The sequence below is a fragment of the Candidatus Parakkermansia intestinigallinarum genome (assembly GCF_944389695.1).
GTDB classification, from domain to species: Bacteria; Verrucomicrobiota; Verrucomicrobiia; order Verrucomicrobiales; family Akkermansiaceae; genus Akkermansia; species Akkermansia intestinigallinarum.
Window position 1 is genome coordinate 61,159 of record NZ_CALXNG010000009.1, and the last position, 15,809, is coordinate 76,967.

A 15,809-nucleotide genomic window follows, 5' to 3' on the forward strand; every position below is an offset into this window, starting at 1 on the left:
CGCCCCGCTGACGCCGAACGCGCACGCGCTGCCCCGCTGCCACAGGACACAAAAAAGCCGAGCAGGCGCAGCGCCTGCTCGGCTTGTGAAGACCTTGTGAGTGCTCGCGCCCTTACTTGCGGCGGCGGCGGACGCAAAGGCCTGCCAGAGCCAGCAGCGAGAGCGTAGCCGTGGTCGGCTCGGGGGTGACGTAGCTGACGACGAGCCCGGACTCCGTTGCGCTCACCGTATACATGCCGGCGCAGGAGGAATCCGCCGTGAGCTCACCTTCCGTAAGCTGAGTGAAACCCTGAACGTTGACCGTTCCCGTCCAAGCGGAGAAATCGCCCGTGAGGAGCGTACGCGTCAGGATGGAATATCCGGTATCAGCGGAGGTAGTCAAGGTGCAGTCAACCGTGACGGAGCTGTTGAGTGTCGTGCTGCCCAGATCGAGGGCACCGCTGTCATTCAGGTAGATAGTGCCGCCCGTCATGTTGTTGACGGTAATCTTGGTGCCGTAGTCCGCATTGATGTCGACCCAACCGCTCCCGGTCATGTTGACGTAGAAGTTGGCGCCGTCACTGCCATTGAGCGCTCCGGCCTCAGAATTGTTGCTCTGTGCAATCTTGATGGACGGATCCAAGGCAAGATACGTCACGTTCAGGCCATTGCTGGCGTTCATCTTGTATCCGGCATTGGCCTGAATCCACAGACCCTGAATCGTGTTCACCGGGCCATACCCGAGCACCGGATATGTTTCCTCGGAGAAGTAGAAATTGGAGGTCGTGGGGTTTGTGCCGCTGTTGATAGGACTCGTGCCTGCTTCGAACTCGATGCCGTGAAGCGTGGCGCCCATTGCTGAGGAAGCCGCAGCCGCGAGACCCAGTGTGATTAACGTCTTTTTCATCGTCGTTGTAGAATTGTCTTGATAAAGCCCGAGCCCACCGAATTCGAACACCCGGAGAACCCACTTCACGCAGGCGATTATACCGCCGAATCCCCGCGGCGTCAAGCAAAACATACGACTTTGCTCGGTTATCTGCTTCGGACTGTCCCGTGCGGGGCGAGCAATGGGAAAATAAGGTTGAATTCGCCGCCCGGCAGGCGCCAAAAAGCCGAGCAGGCGCTGCGCCTGCTCGGCTTGTGAAGACTCTGTTTGTATGACTCAGCAGCTCGTGCCCTTACTTGCGGCGGCGGCGGGCGCAGAGCCCGGCGAGGGCCAGCAGCGAGAGAGTGGCCGTGGTCGGCTCGGGGGTGACGCTGCTGAGCGTGATGTTGTTGATGCCGAAGGCTCCGTTCGGAACGCGATCCGCTCCCGCCTGTGAGGGCGCAAATTCCGCACCGAATTGGATAGCCGTAACGGCTGAGCCTGTCCATGCGCCATCGGCAGTCGAGGCAACATGGCTGTCGCCGAGGTAGATGGAAAGCTTGCCCGCCTCGGCATCGCCGACCAGTGTAAAGGTCTGCCAATCCGCGAAGTTGTCGAGGGTGAGGGTTGTATCAATCTGGGCGTTCGAGTTGGTGTTGAACAGGGTAAGGGTGCCCGTTCCCGTCGTCTGGAACTGAAGCTTGCTGCCGTCGCTCAACTTCATCGAGAAGATATCGTCCCAAGGACTGTCCGCCGCTACGACGTCGATGTTTTTCAGATCGAACGACAGCGTGAAGGAGGGCGTGCCGCCGATGATGGATTCTTTCCAGGGCTTGTATGAGTTTCCCAGATACGAGCCGATGATCGCATAGTCCATCCCCTCTGCATAGTAGAAGGACTCGTTGACGGCACTGTTCGTGTCGGCCGGGCCGGCATCCGTCCAAGACTGCGAGAAGATAACCTCAGTCGTGGTATCTTGCGCGTAGACGGCACCGGCTGCGGCAAGCAACATGGTCAGAGTTTTTTTCATGTCTGTGTATGGTCGTTGTTGAATAATGAGAAGAAGTCGTTTCGGTTTGACGGACATCTACCGGGATGCTCCCCCCCCCTGAACGGATCCGCCGTCCGTGCTTATTCCCACGCGCGGGATTGTATGATGGCTGAGGCCGAAAGTCAAGAATAATGGTCAGTTAGAGGAGCTCGCGCGAATGGTTCATTCAACCGCGCCGCGCCGGGAGGATGGCGGCTCGCTCACTTCTTCGTCGAGGAAGGGCAGGCGGGGGCAAAAAAAGCCGAGCAGGCGCAGCGCCTGCTCGGCTTGTCAAGACTCTGTTTGTATAACTCAGCAGCTCGCGCCCTTACTTGCGGCGGCGGCGGGCGCAGAGGCCTGCGAGAGCCAGCAGAGAGAGCGTGGCCGTGGTCGGCTCCGGGGTGACGGTGGCCTCAAAATTCTTAACACCGACGGTACCCGTTGCACCGTCCACGACAAAGCCGATGGAATCGAAGGTGACGCCCTCTTTGATCGTCACGGTATCGCTCCATTGGTTGTTCGCGGCATCCGTCACGTCAATCGTCAGCTGCGTTCCCGTGAGGGTCAGCGTGTAGTTGAGATTCGTGCCGACGTTGATGTTGGAGCTTTGGCCGGCGGCCGTCGCGTCAAAGCGAGTAATGACGGTTCTGTTGTCGCCACCTTGGAACGAAACGAAGCCGGAGGAGTCCTCCTGATTCCGTGAGGTCTTGGGTACGACCGCCTCCTCCGTATAGCCGGACGCAACGTATGCGTTGCTTGTGTATGAATTACCGACAAAAACACTGTAGTTCGAGGAGCTCAGGTAGAAGAGAACCTGCCGGTCTGTGTCGGTGGAGTACGTGCTGAACGTGAAGGTGTACGTGGCAGCGGACGCATCGACCTCATAGGACGTCGAGAGCGTGTTCTGCTTCCACGGTTGAGCGACGAGGGCACCGTTTGCGCCGTAGTTGAAGTGCGGCGTGTTCCAGCCGTTCCACTGTCCTGACACCCATCCGTTTGATCCCTGCGTAAAATCAGCCGAGATATCCGCTGCCATTGCTGTGCTCGCGAGTATGGCTGCCGTAAATAGAGTTGTTTTCATGGCGTTGATTGTGTTGTTGAGGCGTCGGGGAACATGCGCGGCCGTGCACCCCGCATCTCCCCATCGCAGGCAAGTGTAGAGCTGAGGCGAGCTTTTGTCAAGGCAAAAGGGTTCAAAAAAAGATGGGCGCAAGCTTCATTCAACCGCGCCGCGCCGGGAGGAGAGCGGCTCGCTCACTCCTTCGTCGAGGGAGGAGCAGGCGGGGGCAAAGTAAGCCGAGCAGGCGCAGCGCCTGCTCGGCTTGATAAGGCGGCGGATGCGCGGGGACGGGCTCCGCGGCGTCAGAAGCGGTGGTCTTCGCCGTAGCCGTAGTGCTCGGCGACGAAGTCGACGTCTTTGTCGCCGCGGCCGGAGCAGTTGGCGAGGATGGCGCCGGTTTTCATCTCCCGCGCGCGGCGCATGGCGTAGGCGACGGCGTGGGCGCTCTCGATGGCGGGGATGATGCCTTCGTAGCGCGAGAGTTTGAAGAAGGCGTCGATGGCTTCGTCGTCACTCACACTGTCGTACTTTACGCGGCCGATGTCGCGCAGGAAGGCGTGCTCGGGGCCGACGGAGGGATAGTCGAGGCCGGAGGCGACGGAGTAGACGGGGGCGGGCTCGCCGTTCTCATCTTTGAGCATGACGCTGTTGAAGCCGTGCATGATGCCTTCGCTGCCGAAGCTCATGGAGGCGGCGTTGTCTCCCTTGGCCGGGCCGCGTCCCAGTGGCTCGACACCGACGATTTCCAGCGGATCGTTCAGGAAGGCCGGGAACATGCCCATGGCGTTCGAGCCGCCGCCTACGCAGGCGCAGACGACGTCGGGCAGGATGCCCGTCATGTCGAGGAATTGCTCGCGAGCTTCGTCGCCGACGACCATCTGGAAATCGCGCACCATCATCGGGAAGGGGTGCGGGCCGACGACGGAGCCGATGCAATAGATGGCGGTTTTGTAGTCGCGCAGGTAGGCTTCAAAGGCGCTGTCGACGGCTTCTTTGAGGGTGCGAAGGCCTTTGGTGACGCAGATGACTTTGGCACCGAGCATTTTCATGCGCGTGACGTTGGGTGCTTGTTTGGCGATGTCCACCTCGCCCATGTGCACTTCGCACTCAAGGCCGAAGTAGGCGGCGGCGGTGGCGAGGGCGACGCCGTGCTGGCCGGCGCCGGTCTCGGCGATGATTTTCTTTTTGCCCATGAACTTGGCCAGCAGGCCTTCGCCCATGCAGTGGTTGAGTTTGTGTGCGCCGGTGTGGTTGAGGTCTTCGCGCTTGAGGTAGATCTGGGCGCCGCCGTTGAGGCGCGAGAGGCGCTCGCAGTGGTAGACGGGGGTGGGGCGGCCCTGGAACTGCCGGCGAATGCGGCGCAGTTCGCTGATGAACTGGGCGCTGTGGCAGATGCTGTTGTAGGCTTCGGTGATTTCTTTGAAGGCGGGCTCGAGCTCGGGCGGCAGGTAGGCGCCGCCGAAGCGGCCGTAGTAGCCTTCGGCGTTCGGGTATTGGCGGAGGTAGGTGCGGAAGTCCATGGTGTGTGTCTCTGGATGGGTGCGCGCGCGCCGCGCGTGCGGGGTGATTCTACTCTTTTTTGCGCGGGCTGGCAAGCATATCCGTCAAGTCTTCAGGCCGTGCACGGGGCGGAGGATGAGAGAGGGGGGGGAACGAAGCCACCCCGGTCGCGCAGTGTAGCGGCCGGGGTGGCTGAGGATGTGTGTTGACGAAGGCGGCGGGCTGCCGGGCGCTTACTTGCGGCGGCGGCGTGCGCAGAGGCCGGCGAGTGCCAGCAGGCTCAGCGTGGCCGTGGTCGGCTCGGGGACGACCTGAGCAACCTCCTGAATCACAAGAGCGTTGAGAGCGGCGCGTTCGCCATCATTCAACTCGATTGTGATATTGCCGTCTTCACCGACGATGACGTTCGTCATCTTGATGAGGTTGGCCACGTTCTGATTGGTCTTGATTGCCCCCGTTGCATCGAGGTAGGTGAGGTCACTGCCCGTGCGGCCTGTGCAATCGTACTTAATGGTCGTGTTCTCACCCATGTTGTTTGCCGAGAGCTCCCAAGCATACATGGACGAGGTAGAGAGATCGCTCTTTGCGGAACCGCCGATCAGGTAGATGTTGTATGTCTTGGTTGCGTCGAAGCCACCGATGGTCAGGGAAGTCCCCTTCCAACCGCCGTTGGCGATACCCGTGTTCCAGATCGAATCGCTTACGGTCGTGCCGATAGTAGCTTCCATCTCCGCGAGAGAGGTGCTGTAACCGTCAAAGTCGCCCGTGCCCCAAGTGGTGGTAATCGTCGCGAAATTGCCGGATGTGATGTTTCCGCCTTCACAGTCAATTACCAGGCTGTGCGACGCCGAGTTGGAGTCCATTACCGTTGTGGATAAATCCGCTCCGGCGGTCTGAGTGACCTGTTGCCAACCGTCGACTGCCGTGGCACCGAAGTTGACGAACAGAGAAGACCCCGTCGTATCAGCCACCGCAACCGAAGCACTGCCACAGAGGGCGGCGGCGAGAATAAACAGTGATTTTTTCATATGTATGGAGTTGTTTGCTGAGTCTGCGGAGTAGCCGAGTACGCGGCTTCTCCGCAAGCCTTCCGATCTATTTTATGACAATACGAGGTCTTTGTCCAGCGTATAAGCGGAATTTCCGACATTGGCATTGCGTCAAAATAAAACGCAGGGAAGGAGTTCTCGGGAGAGGAGCGCCGCAAGGTTCTCACTTCTCCCAAGCTCGAGTTGTTCCGTGAAATCCGGGCCATGCAGGGTTATCCCTGAGCCAAACTCTTCTAAGTCAGTCTGCCGGGGATGCAGCCTGTTTGCCGCTCAGCCGGCGGGTGCCGCAGGGGAAGGGGGCAGGGGCGCGGGCAGGGGGCGCTGCCGTGCGCTGCTGCCTCGGGCCTTCCCTCTGCGGCGCGGGCGGTGTCTCGGGGCTGAGCGGAGGGGCTCAGAGGAGGCCGCCCGGGTAGTGCCGGCTGAGCACCTGAACGGTGCGAGGCAGCAGGTAGAGAGAGAGATACTGCTGCCCGTCGGTGAAGTGGCGGATGCTGTGGTCTTGCCGCCCGTAGCCGCCGAAGCGCGGGTCGTCGGAGTCGAGGATGACTTTCCATTCGCCGTGGGCGGGGGCGGGGAGGCGGTAGTCGGGGATGGCTCGCTGGCCGTTCCAGTTGAAGACGAAGAGGAGCTCGCCGCGCTCGAAGGCCATGACTTGGTTCTGCTCGTCCATGTTGAGCGGGCGGGCGGGACGCGCGGAGAGGAGGTTGGTGTCTTGCGCGAGCTGCAGCATGGCGCGGTCGAAGGCGTTGAGGTAGCGGTAGCGCAGTTGCTCGTTGTCGACGAGGCTCCACTGGCGGCGGCAGTATTTGTAGGAGTTGCCGTTGCCTTCGCGCGGGAAGTCGATCCACTCCGGGTGGCCGAATTCGTTGCCCATGAAGTTCAGCCAGCCTTCGCCGCCGGCGGCGAGGGTGACGAGGCGTATCATTTTGTGCAGGGCGATGCCGCGGTCGATGATGAGGCTCGGGGTGTTGCAGCTCATGCAGGTGTACATCTCTGCATCCATGAGGCGGAAGGCGATGGTTTTGTCGCCGACGAGGGCTTGGTCGTGGCTTTCGGCGTAGGCGATGTTCGGTTCGCCGTAGCGGCGGTTGATGAGGGTGTACCACATGTCGCCCACGCTCCATTCTTCGTCTTTTTTCTCTTTGAGGAGTTTGATCCAGTAGTCGGGCAGGCCCATGGCAAGGCGGTGGCTGAAGCCGAAGCCGCCTTCGTCTACGGGGCGGCAGAGGCCGGGCATGCCGCTCATGTCTTCCGCAATGGCGAAGGCGCCGGGTTTGACTTGCCGGATGAGGGTGGTGGCGAGTTGCAGGTAGGTGACGGCGTCGAGGTTGACGAGGGTGTTGAAGTAGCAGCCGAGGTCGGTGAAGGGTTCATGCCCGTGGTGGACGTAGAGCATGCTGGTGACGCCGTCGAAGCGGAAGCCGTCAAAGTTGTATTCTTCCAGCCACCAGCGCAGGTTGCTGAGGAGGAATTCGATGACTTCGGCGCGGCCGTAGTCGAAGAGGCAGCTGTCCCAGTCCGGGTGGCGGGCGTCGCGCTCGCCGGCTTTGAAGTATTGGCCGCCGGAGCCGTCGAAGTTGTTGAGGCCTTCGGCGACGTTTTTGACGGCGTGCGAGTGGACGACGTCGAGCAGGACGGCGATGCCGTGGCCGTGGGCGGTGTCGATGAGGTATTTGAGGTCTTCCGGGGTGCCGAAGCGGTTGCTGGGGGCAAAGAAGGAGGAGACGTGGTAGCCGAAGCTGCCGTAGTAGGGGTGCTCTTGCACGGCCATGAGCTGCACGACGTTGTAGCCGAGCTCGGCGATGCGCGGCAGGACTTCGTCGGCAAATTCGCGGTAGCTGTGGATGCGCTCTTCTTCGCCGGCCATGCCGACGTGGGCTTCGTAGATGTAGGGGACTTTGATGCGCTCGGGGTTCCAGCGGGTGTGCCGCCAGGTGTAGGGCTCGGCGGGTTCCCAGATGAGGCCGCTGTAGTCGAAGTTTTGCGGGTTTTGCTCGGTGAAGCGAATCCAGGCGGGGATGCGGTCGTGCCCTTCGTTGTCTGCCCCGATGACGTGGACTTTGACGTGTTGGCCGTGCGCGAGGGTGTCGGCGGGCAGGCGGACTTCCCAGACGCCTTCGCGGTTTCGCTGCATGGGGGTGGCGCGGCGATCCCAGCGGTTGAAGTCGCCGATGAGGTAGAGTTCGCGCGCGCCCGGGGCCCATTCGCGGTAGATCCATTCGCGGGTTTCGGGGTCTCGGTTGAAGCCGAGGCGTTTGTAGCCTTCGGCGCAGTGGAGAAGGGAGCCCCGGCTGCGGCAGATGCGCTCCATCTGGCTGTCGAAGAGGCGCATGCGGGCTTTGATTTCGCGCTCGTAGGGGGCGAGCCAGCCGTCGGCCAGCACGAGTCCGGGGATCGGGGGTCTTCTCATGTCGTTCATTTTACACGCAGGGGCGGCTTGCTGCAAGCTTCAAATGTTGCTCGCTGCGGTGTTTTTGCTGCCCGGGTGCGCCGAGTGGGTGCAGGGACGCCGAAGCCGGGCGTTTGCCGCGGCTTCGGCGTCGGTTGCTTGCCCCTTGCTCCGCGGTGCGGCGCTGCGGCTGCGCGGCGGGGCAGGGGGCCGGGGGGTGTTTAGAGTTCGGGGCGCTTGACTTCGATGGTGTTGTCGAGCTGGCGGAAGGGGGCTTTGATGGTCTTGTTGCCCGATTCGTCGGTGCCGTGCAGGTTGAGGTTGCCGCCGCCGATGCTCACGCCCGTCACTTTGATGGGGATGTAGAAGGAGGTGATGGTGCGGGAGTTCTTGGCGAGGGTCTCGCCCTTGCCCCAGCTGCTCTTGCGGTCTTGCTCCCAACCGACGTAGACGACGACGGTGGAGAGGGGGCTGACGTGGCCGACGAGTTTGGACTGGACGAGGACGTATTTGTTGCCGATGTTGCAGTAGTGGTAGCCGGTGGTGTCCGGGTCCGCGATGACGCGCTTGTCGCTGCCGGTGGTGGTTTCCGCGGCGGCGGCGCCGGAGCTGTCGCTGTCGTCGGCGCTGTCGTCGGCGTCGTCAAGGGAGCTGTCGGCGTCATCGCTGCTGCTGTCGCTGTCGTCAAGCGAGCTGTCGGCGTCGTCAAGGGAGCTGTCGGCGTCATCGCTGCTGCTGCTGCTGTCGTCAAGCGAGCTGTCGTCGGCGCTGTCGGCGCTGCTGTCGTCAAGCGAGCTGTCGTCATCGAGTGAGATGTCGTCATCGAGTGAGATGGAGTCGATGTCCAATTCTTCATCCTGTGCGACGACGGGCATGCTGAGGAGGCCGGCGGTCATCAGGGTGGTGAAAATGTACTTGGTCATGTCTGCTGTCTGGATGTTGTGTCGTAGTAAGGTGGGGCGCTGCTCCGTGCCTGCTTGCGCGAAGGGAGTCAAGTGCTTTATTTATTTAGAGCAGATTTGCGCGGCCTTGTCAATCAGAAAAGGCGCCGCAGGGGGAGAAAAGGAGGGGCTTTTCAGTCTTTTTTCTCGCGGCGGCGGTGGAAGCGCAGGCGTATTTCGTTTTCGGGGCGGCGGTTGGCTTTGTTTTGCCGGGCGATGTCGCGCCGGACGGCGGGGCTGAGTTCGTCCCAGATTTGGGGTTCGATGACGGCGGTGTCGCTGTCTTCGAAGGTGAGTCGGGCGGGGATGCTTTTTTTGCGGTGGGTGAGGGTGAGTTGATAGGGTTCGTTCTCGGTGTCGACCCATTCGTAGCGGAGGGTGCCGCTGCTGCCGCCGATTTGCCACCGGATGCTGCCGTCCGGGCTGACGTCGGCTTGCAGCAGGCGGCCGCTTTCGACCCAGTTGCCGGGGGCGAGTTCGCGCGGGTCTTCGCGGCAGCCGGGGGTGAGGGCGAGGACGATGATGCCGGTGAGGGCGGCGGCGCCGCCGATGAGGAGGGGGCGCGGGAGGTTCACGGTGCGGGGCAGGGGCGGTGGTGGTAGAGGTGGCAGATGAAGGCGTCGGTAAGGGCGCTCCAGCTGGCTTCGATGAGGTCGGCGGAGACGCCGACGGTGGTGCGTACGCTGCTGCCGTCGCTGGAGTCGATGAGGACGCGCACGCTGCCGGGGCCGACGGTGCAGGCGGATTCGCCGAGGCCGGCTAAGACGCGTACTTTGTAGTCGATGAGGCTGAGGGTTTCGAGCTCGGGGTAGAAGGGCAGCAGGGCTCGCCGCAGGGCGCGTTCCAGGGCGTCGACGGGGCCCAGTCCGCTGGCCGCGACGTGGGTGGTCTGCCCGCCGACGTCGAGTTTGAGGCAGGCTTCGATGGCCATGTCGGGGTCTTTCTCGGTGTGGGAGTTGATGACGTAGAAGCGCTTGACGGAGAAGTAGTCGGGGATTTGCCCGAGGTGGCGCCGCAGCAGGAGTTCGGCGCCGGCTTCGGCGGCGGCGTAGTCGTAGCCGCGGGAGGCTTTTTCTTTGATGATGGCGCTGATTTCGGCGACGGCGGGGCTGTCTGCCGGTAGGTCGATGCCGAGGCGCCGCGCTAGGGCGATGATGTTGCTTTTGCCGCCTTGCTGGCTGATGAGGATGCGGCGGGTGTTGCCGACGCTTTCGGGGGCAAGGTGTTCGTAGAGGGCGGAGTCTTTGTTGATGGCGCTGACGTGGATGCCGCCTTTGTGGGCAAAGGCGGCGTTGCCGACGAAGGGTTGCCATTTGTTCGGGGCGATGTTGGCGATGTCGCTCACGGCGTAGGAGAGGGCGCTGAGGCCGCGCAGGGCGGCGGCGTCGATGCGGCGGCCGGTGTAGCCTTGCTTTTTGAGCAGGAGGTTCGGGATGATGGCGCAGAGGTCTGCGTTGCCGCAGCGTTCGCCGATGCCGTTGATGGTGCCTTGGATGAGGTCGGCGCCGGCGTCGACGGCAGCGAGGGAGTTGGCGACGGCGAGGCCGCAGTCGTTGTGGGCGTGGATGCCGATGCGGGCGGCGGGGAGTTCGCGCCGGATTTGTGCGATGATGCTGCTGATGTCTTCGGGCATGCTGCCGCCGTTGGTGTCGCAGAGGGTCAGGGCGGCTGCGCCGCTTTCGTGGGCGGCGCGCAGGGTGGCAAGGGCGTAGGCGGCGTCGCGCTTGTAGCCGTCGAAGAAGTGCTCGGCGTCGTAGATGACGCTTTCTTTGTGGGCGCGAAGGTAGGCGACGGAGTCGGCGATGAGTCGGAGGTTTTCGTCGCGGCTGATGCCGAGGGCGATGCGGACGTGCTGCGGGCAGCTTTTGCCGAAGATGGTGATGACGGGTGCACAGCAGTCGATGAGGGCCCGGAGGGTGGGGTCGTTTTCGGGGCTGTTGCCGGCGCGTCGGGTGCTGCCGAAGGCGGTGATGCGGGCGTGCTGCAGGCGGATGCTTCTCAGTTCTTCAAAGCAGGCGCTGTCGACTTTGTTGGCGCCGGGCCAGCCCATTTCGATGTAGTCGATGCCGAGGGTGTCGAGGCGGCGGGCGATGGCGATTTTGTCTCGCACGCTGAAGTCGACGCCGTCGCTCTGGGCGCCGTCGCGCAGGGTGGTGTCGTACCAGGTGAGAAGCTTGCTCATGGTTTCGTTTATAGCGGATGCGGGGGGCGGGGTCAAGTGTCGGTTGTGTCTGCGCCGCCGGGCGGGGCGGCGGGGTCGGGGGGCGAGGTGCCGGGGCGGGGGTCGCGCTGTTTGGTTTTGCCGCGGCGGGGGCGGTCGGCGTGGGTGCCGGTGAGGCCTTCGGCGCGTTCTTGGGCGCGTTGTTTCCAGAGGGGGAGGTCGCTTTGGCGGGCGCGGCGACGGCGTTTTTCGAGGTTTTTTTCGCGGTGTCTCTGTTGTTCGCGGGCGATTTTGCGTTCGTTTTCGCGCTCGCGTGCGAGGCGGGCTTCTTCGAGGCGCTTGGTGATGCGGGCGGAGTGTTCGCCGCCGGCCGGGGTGATGGTCCACGGGCCGATGCCGCCCGATTCGGTGATGGGCAGGCAGATCATGTGCGGGTCGATGAAGTGGATTTGCCGATAGAGCAGGTCGCGGATGGTGGAGAGCAGGGCTTTGGGCGGAAAGAGGCCCGTGCTGCCCAGCTCGATGGTGAAGGCGATGCGGATGTGTTTGGCTTGCAGGCTCATGCGGGCCATTTCGCGCAGGGCTATGCCTTCCGCCGGGTTTTCATCGGGCGCACAGAGGGCGGCGGTGCGCAGCAGGAAGAGGCAGTCGCGCACTTTGCGGCAGAGTTTTTCGACGAGGTCGCGGACTTTCGGGCGGGCGTTGAAGCGGTAGTCTTTGACTTCGATGAGCCAGAGTTCTTTTTTGCCGGGGTGGTAGAGCACGAAGTCCATTTCTTTGCAGCTGTTGCAGAAGTTCTGGGCGTGGTGCGAGTAGAAGGGCGAGCATTCGAAGCGGCAGACGTAATAGCCCGCTTCAAAGTTGAAGCGGTAGAGGCCTTCAATACAGCTGGTGCCTGCCTGAAACACGTGGGGGGAGGAGGAGGGGAGAGCGGGTTAGAATGAGAGCTCTTCGGGGCTCATGCTCAGGTAGCGGTCGGCTTGCTCGGTTTCGGCGTCGAGGCTTTCGAGTCGGTCGATTTCGCTGAGTTTGTCGCCGCCGGAGCAGCGGACGCCTTCGTGGCTGTCGCGCGGGGGTTGCAGGCCGATGAAGTGGCGGGAGGTGTTGCGGTTGGCGCTTTCCGCGAGGCGAATGACGAGTTCGCGCAGCAGGAAGAGGCTGTGGGTGGTGATCATGAGCTGGACGCCGGCGCGGCACAGGCCCATCATCATGCCGACGAGGGCGGGCATGTGGGTGGTGTTGAGGTTCATTTCCGGCTCGTCCCAGAAGAGGGAGGTGCCGGGGCGCACGGTGCCGTTGCCGATGAGCAGGCCGAGAGTGCCGATGCGTTTGAAGCCTTCCGCAACGAGGTTGAGTTCGAGGGGTTCTTGCTCGGGGCGCCGGAGGTAGAAGCGCCCGTTGATGCGCAGCAGGCGCCCGGAGAGGAGTTTTTCGATGCTCTGCATGACGTGCCGCAGGGCTCCGTGCATCGGGGCGCCGGGGGCGGGTTCGTCTTCCAAGGCGTTGCAGAGTTCCCAGCTGGCGGAGTCGAGCAGCTCGGGGTAGCGCTTGCCCGCCTGCACGTAGCAGGGGTAGATGGAGAGGACTTCGCGCGGGGAGATGAAGACGGAGTTTTCGCTCAGGTAGCGCTGGGGGGCGCGGGTGATGTGCAGTCCTTCTTCTTCGCGCCCGGCGGTGAAGCAGAAGTCGAGTTCGGCGGTGCCGAGCGGTACTTTGTGCCCTTCGAGTGAGCAGTGTAGTTTGGCGAGGCCGTTGCCGCGGTTGCGGGCGGTCAGGGCGCTGAGGTCGTGGGTGCCGAAGACGCGCAGCAGGATTTGCCGCAGGCGCCTTTCTTCGGCCCAGACTTCGGGAAGCTCCCGCCGATTGCTGCCGTTGCTCCAGCGGCTCAGGGCGTAGCAGAGTTTCATGAGATGGCTCTTGCCCGAGTCGTTGCCGCCGACGATGACGTTGATGCCCGGCACGAAGCTGAAGGCTTCTTGTTTCGGGAACACGGTCACGCCCTCCACTACGAGTTGTCTGATCATCGCTCTCTGTATTGTAGCACGCGCCGCAGGCGGTGGCAAGCTCGCTGTTGTGCGCTGCGGAAGGGGGCGGAGGTCTTTTCGCCGTGCCCGCGCGGCGGAGCGGCGAGGCAGGGCGGCGGCGGGGCGGGAAAACGGGCGGAGGGGGGCGCTTTTTGGGCTTGCATGCGCCGTCGGCTTGCGCTAAAGTGTCGGCATGCTGCGCTGCACGTATTTGTTGCCTCTTCTGGCGGGGCTCGCGCTGAGTTCCTGCTACGGGCCAAAGGAGTTTACGATTAAGACGACGCCGCCGGGCGCGACGGTGTCGATCAACGGTACGCCGCTGGATGGGACGACGCCGCTGGTGACGAGGATTGAGCAGTCGAAGGATCTCGGCATTGTGGTGCGGAAGCCCGGCTACAAGACGGCGTCGGAGACGGTGCGGACGCAGCCCAGCTTCTGGCTCGGCCTGCTCTGGACGCAGAATGACCCTTGGGCTCGCTACATTGAGGAGGATGAGGTGACGATTCCGATGCAGCGGATTGCCGAGCCGGAGGCCTACACGCCCGGCGTGCTGCCCCCCTACACGGGCGGCGGCGGTGTGACGCACGATATTTTTGCTCCGCGCGGCTCGAAGGGGTCGCGCAAGGGCTCGGATGAGGCTCCGCCGAAGCTTTCTCCCCTGCCGGATTGAGGCATCCGGCTCTCCGTTCCGCGGCTTGCGCCGCACGCCCGCACCCCGCGACGCCCGTCGGCGCCTCGGGGCGCGGTGTTTTGGCCCGCTCGGCCTGTCTCGGTGCGGCGGGCGGGGGGAGCGGGGGAAGCGCGGGGAGCGGCGGGGAGCGGCGGGGAGCGGCGGGCCGGGAGACGGAAAAATCCCAAAATTATCCAAAGATGTAATTTTGATCAGATTTTGCTTGCATCTTGTCGCAAAGAGGGTATAGTTGCCCCACGCCCATCGCGCTGCCGCGGGGTGGCGCGAGATATAAGACTCAATACACACACACCATTATGGCTCGTCTTTTCGGTATCGAAATACCCAATGAGAAGCGCGTCGAAGCCTCGCTCTGCTACATCTACGGCATCGGGCCCTCGACCGCCAAGAAGGTGCTTGAGCAGGCCGGCATTTCTCCGGATCTTCGCACGGGCACGCTTTCTGACGCCCAGCTGACCAAGATTGTTCAGGCGATTACCAGCAACAACATTCTCATCGAAGGTGACCTTCGCCGTGAGAAGCAGCTGGCTCTCAAGCGTCTGACCAGCATCAACTGCCTGCGCGGCATCCGCCACCGCAAGGGTCTGCCCGTCCGCGGTCAGCGCACCCGTACGAACGCCCGCACCCGCAAGGGCCGCAAGAAGACTGTCGGCGCCAAGAAGTCCTGAGTAAACCTTTAACGAAAGATACTGAAAATGGCTGAAGAAACCATCCAGGAAGAAGTGAAGAACACGGAGGCTCCCGTTGCCGAGACTCCCGCCGCTCCCGCTCCCGCCCCCGAGCAGAAGAAGACGGAGCAGCGCCGCGACATCTTTGCCGAGCTCGGTCTCGTCGATGATGATGACAAGGTCAAGATTCTCAAGGCCAAGGGCAGCAAGAACGTGACGCAGGGTATCGTTCACATCTCGTCCACCTTCAACAACACGGTGGTGAGCGTGACGGACCTCAAGGGCAATGTGATCGGCTGGTCCTCCGCCGGTAAGCTCAATTTCAAGGGCAGCCGCAAGAGCACGGCTTACGCCGGTCAGGTGGTCTGCCAGGACGCCTGCCGCCAGGCCATGGGCCACGGCCTCAAGGAGGTCGAGGTTCGCGTGAAGGGGCCGGGTTCGGGCCGCGAGTCCGCCGTTCGTGCCGTGCAGGCCATCGGTCTTGAGATTTCGTCCATCGCCGACGTGACGCCCATTCCGCACAACGGTTGCCGTCCGCCCAAGGCTCGTCGCGCCTGATGATTCATTAATTCAACTCGAAAGATTCTTACAATTATGGCTCGTTACACAGGTCCTACCGCCAAGATCAGCCGCCGTTTCGGCGTTGAGCTCTTCGGTGCCAGCAAGGCTTTTGCCCGCCGTCCCTTCCCCCCGGGTCAGCACGGTGCCCGCGCCGGCCGCAAGAAGAAGTCCGACTACGGCATCATGCTCGCCGAGAAGCAGAAGCTGCGCTTCATGTACGGTGTGCTCGAAGGCCAGTTCCGCAAGTATTACGAGGAGGCCAGCCGTCGCCGTGGCGTGACGGGTGAGATCCTTCTCCAGCTCCTCGAACTCCGCCTTGACAACATCATTTATCGCCTCAACTTCGCCAACACGCGCGCCGCTGCCCGCCAGATGGTCAGCCACGGTCACGTGCTCGTGAATGGCCGCAAGGTCAACATCCCCTCCTACAGCTGCAAGCCCGGAGACGTGGTGACGGTTGCCGCCAAGGCTCGCTCGCAGGCCCTTGCCAATCGCTTTGTCGAGCTCGCTGCCAACGCGACGACGCCCGAGTGGCTTGAGGTTGATGCTTCGAAGCTGACGGCCAAGGTGCAGCGCATTCCCTCCATGGAGGAAATCGCCCCGATCGTCAACGTGCAGCTCATCGTTGAGCTTTACTCTCGCTGATCGAGCGCCGCTTACAGGCTCTTTTTCCCCGACCCCTGCAGATGCGTCTGCAGGGGTCTTTGTCGTGCATGCGCCTGCGCTGCGCCGGGGCGGGGCGCGGGATGCGGGGCGCGGAATGCGGGGCGGAATGCGGGGCGGGGGAACGGGATGCAGGGCAGGGGGATGCGCACATGTGTCCCAAAGTTTCAAGGCGCGGTCATTTTGACCGCGCCTTGAGTACACAAAAAATGGAGGCTTGATTTT

Annotated in this window: 15 protein-coding genes; 4 read left to right on the top strand and 11 right to left on the bottom strand. The window is 62.8% G+C overall.

What is annotated here, in order from left to right; all coding sequences use genetic code 11:
• Positions 1 to 112: 112 nt before the first annotated feature.
• The 11 genes from AC6UAL_RS04135 to AC6UAL_RS04185 form a co-directional block, all read right to left on the bottom strand.
• Positions 113 to 886: a hypothetical protein gene (locus AC6UAL_RS04135; protein WP_500682104.1), complete on the bottom strand. Its 774-nt coding sequence runs from the start codon at positions 884 to 886 to the stop codon at positions 113 to 115.
• A 274-nt stretch (positions 887 to 1,160) separates the two neighbouring features.
• The gene (locus AC6UAL_RS04140) at positions 1,161 to 1,877 is read right to left on the bottom strand and encodes a hypothetical protein (protein WP_500682105.1); all 717 of its coding nucleotides are present in this window, start codon (positions 1,875 to 1,877) and stop codon (positions 1,161 to 1,163) included.
• Positions 1,878 to 2,205: 328 nt separating this feature from the next.
• The gene (locus AC6UAL_RS04145) at positions 2,206 to 2,958 is read right to left on the bottom strand and encodes a hypothetical protein (protein WP_500682106.1); all 753 of its coding nucleotides are present in this window, start codon (positions 2,956 to 2,958) and stop codon (positions 2,206 to 2,208) included.
• 281 nt (positions 2,959 to 3,239) lie between these two features.
• A complete protein-coding gene (gene trpB / locus AC6UAL_RS04150) occupies positions 3,240 to 4,457 on the bottom strand; it encodes a tryptophan synthase subunit beta (RefSeq protein ID WP_500682107.1) in 1,218 nt (405 codons plus the stop codon).
• A gap of 213 nt (positions 4,458 to 4,670) precedes the next feature.
• Positions 4,671 to 5,465, bottom strand: a complete 795-nt coding sequence (locus tag AC6UAL_RS04155; protein WP_500682108.1) for a PEP-CTERM sorting domain-containing protein — start codon at positions 5,463 to 5,465, stop codon at positions 4,671 to 4,673.
• Between the two features lie 412 nt (positions 5,466 to 5,877).
• Positions 5,878 to 7,896 (bottom strand): alpha amylase C-terminal domain-containing protein, encoded by a 2,019-nt coding sequence (locus AC6UAL_RS04160; RefSeq protein ID WP_500682109.1) that lies wholly within the window; start codon positions 7,894 to 7,896, stop codon positions 5,878 to 5,880.
• A gap of 200 nt (positions 7,897 to 8,096) precedes the next feature.
• Complete coding sequence (locus AC6UAL_RS04165) at positions 8,097 to 8,798, bottom strand: hypothetical protein (RefSeq protein WP_500682110.1); 702 nt, start codon at positions 8,796 to 8,798, stop codon at positions 8,097 to 8,099.
• A gap of 152 nt (positions 8,799 to 8,950) precedes the next feature.
• The gene (locus AC6UAL_RS04170; protein WP_500682111.1) at positions 8,951 to 9,391 is read right to left on the bottom strand and encodes a hypothetical protein; all 441 of its coding nucleotides are present in this window, start codon (positions 9,389 to 9,391) and stop codon (positions 8,951 to 8,953) included.
• Entirely contained in the window at positions 9,388 to 10,998 is a 1,611-nt protein-coding gene (gene cimA / locus AC6UAL_RS04175; RefSeq protein ID WP_500682112.1) for a citramalate synthase, read from the bottom strand. Before cimA ends, AC6UAL_RS04170 begins: the two co-directional genes overlap by 4 nt.
• Before the next feature lie 32 nt (positions 10,999 to 11,030).
• Positions 11,031 to 11,885 carry a hypothetical protein gene (locus AC6UAL_RS04180; protein ID WP_500682113.1) on the bottom strand — a complete coding sequence of 285 codons (855 nt, stop codon included), beginning with the start codon at positions 11,883 to 11,885 and terminating at the stop codon, positions 11,031 to 11,033.
• A gap of 27 nt (positions 11,886 to 11,912) precedes the next feature.
• Positions 11,913 to 13,001 carry an AAA family ATPase gene (locus tag AC6UAL_RS04185; protein WP_500682114.1) on the bottom strand — a complete coding sequence of 363 codons (1,089 nt, stop codon included), beginning with the start codon at positions 12,999 to 13,001 and terminating at the stop codon, positions 11,913 to 11,915.
• Positions 13,002 to 13,194: 193 nt separating this feature from the next.
• Between AC6UAL_RS04185 and AC6UAL_RS04190 the strand changes: the two genes are divergently transcribed.
• From AC6UAL_RS04190 to rpsD, 4 genes are all read left to right on the top strand, one after another.
• Positions 13,195 to 13,671: a PEGA domain-containing protein gene (locus tag AC6UAL_RS04190; RefSeq protein ID WP_500682115.1), complete on the top strand. Its 477-nt coding sequence runs from the start codon at positions 13,195 to 13,197 to the stop codon at positions 13,669 to 13,671.
• 317 nt (positions 13,672 to 13,988) lie between these two features.
• Positions 13,989 to 14,360 (top strand): 30S ribosomal protein S13, encoded by a 372-nt coding sequence (gene rpsM, locus AC6UAL_RS04195; RefSeq protein ID WP_500682116.1) that lies wholly within the window; start codon positions 13,989 to 13,991, stop codon positions 14,358 to 14,360.
• Between the two features lie 27 nt (positions 14,361 to 14,387).
• Complete coding sequence (rpsK, locus tag AC6UAL_RS04200) at positions 14,388 to 14,918, top strand: 30S ribosomal protein S11 (protein ID WP_500682117.1); 531 nt, start codon at positions 14,388 to 14,390, stop codon at positions 14,916 to 14,918.
• A 36-nt stretch (positions 14,919 to 14,954) separates the two neighbouring features.
• Positions 14,955 to 15,566, top strand: a complete 612-nt coding sequence (gene rpsD / locus AC6UAL_RS04205; RefSeq protein ID WP_500682118.1) for a 30S ribosomal protein S4 — start codon at positions 14,955 to 14,957, stop codon at positions 15,564 to 15,566.
• Positions 15,567 to 15,809 lie beyond the last annotated feature (243 nt).

Coding starts and splice junctions, on each gene's coding strand:
- AC6UAL_RS04155 (WP_500682108.1), bottom strand. CDS start 5,465: ATGAAAAAATCACTGTTTATTCTCGCCGCCGCCCTCTGTGGCAGTGCT.
- rpsK (WP_500682117.1), top strand. CDS start 14,388: ATGGCTGAAGAAACCATCCAGGAAGAAGTGAAGAACACGGAGGCTCCC.
- rpsM (WP_500682116.1), top strand. CDS start 13,989: ATGGCTCGTCTTTTCGGTATCGAAATACCCAATGAGAAGCGCGTCGAA.
- AC6UAL_RS04185 (WP_500682114.1), bottom strand. CDS start 13,001: ATGATCAGACAACTCGTAGTGGAGGGCGTGACCGTGTTCCCGAAACAA.
- AC6UAL_RS04145 (WP_500682106.1), bottom strand. CDS start 2,958: ATGAAAACAACTCTATTTACGGCAGCCATACTCGCGAGCACAGCAATG.
- rpsD (WP_500682118.1), top strand. CDS start 14,955: ATGGCTCGTTACACAGGTCCTACCGCCAAGATCAGCCGCCGTTTCGGC.
- AC6UAL_RS04135 (WP_500682104.1), bottom strand. CDS start 886: ATGAAAAAGACGTTAATCACACTGGGTCTCGCGGCTGCGGCTTCCTCA.
- trpB (WP_500682107.1), bottom strand. CDS start 4,457: ATGGACTTCCGCACCTACCTCCGCCAATACCCGAACGCCGAAGGCTAC.
- AC6UAL_RS04190 (WP_500682115.1), top strand. CDS start 13,195: ATGCTGCGCTGCACGTATTTGTTGCCTCTTCTGGCGGGGCTCGCGCTG.
- cimA (WP_500682112.1), bottom strand. CDS start 10,998: ATGAGCAAGCTTCTCACCTGGTACGACACCACCCTGCGCGACGGCGCC.
- AC6UAL_RS04165 (WP_500682110.1), bottom strand. CDS start 8,798: ATGACCAAGTACATTTTCACCACCCTGATGACCGCCGGCCTCCTCAGC.
- AC6UAL_RS04140 (WP_500682105.1), bottom strand. CDS start 1,877: ATGAAAAAAACTCTGACCATGTTGCTTGCCGCAGCCGGTGCCGTCTAC.
- AC6UAL_RS04160 (WP_500682109.1), bottom strand. CDS start 7,896: ATGAGAAGACCCCCGATCCCCGGACTCGTGCTGGCCGACGGCTGGCTC.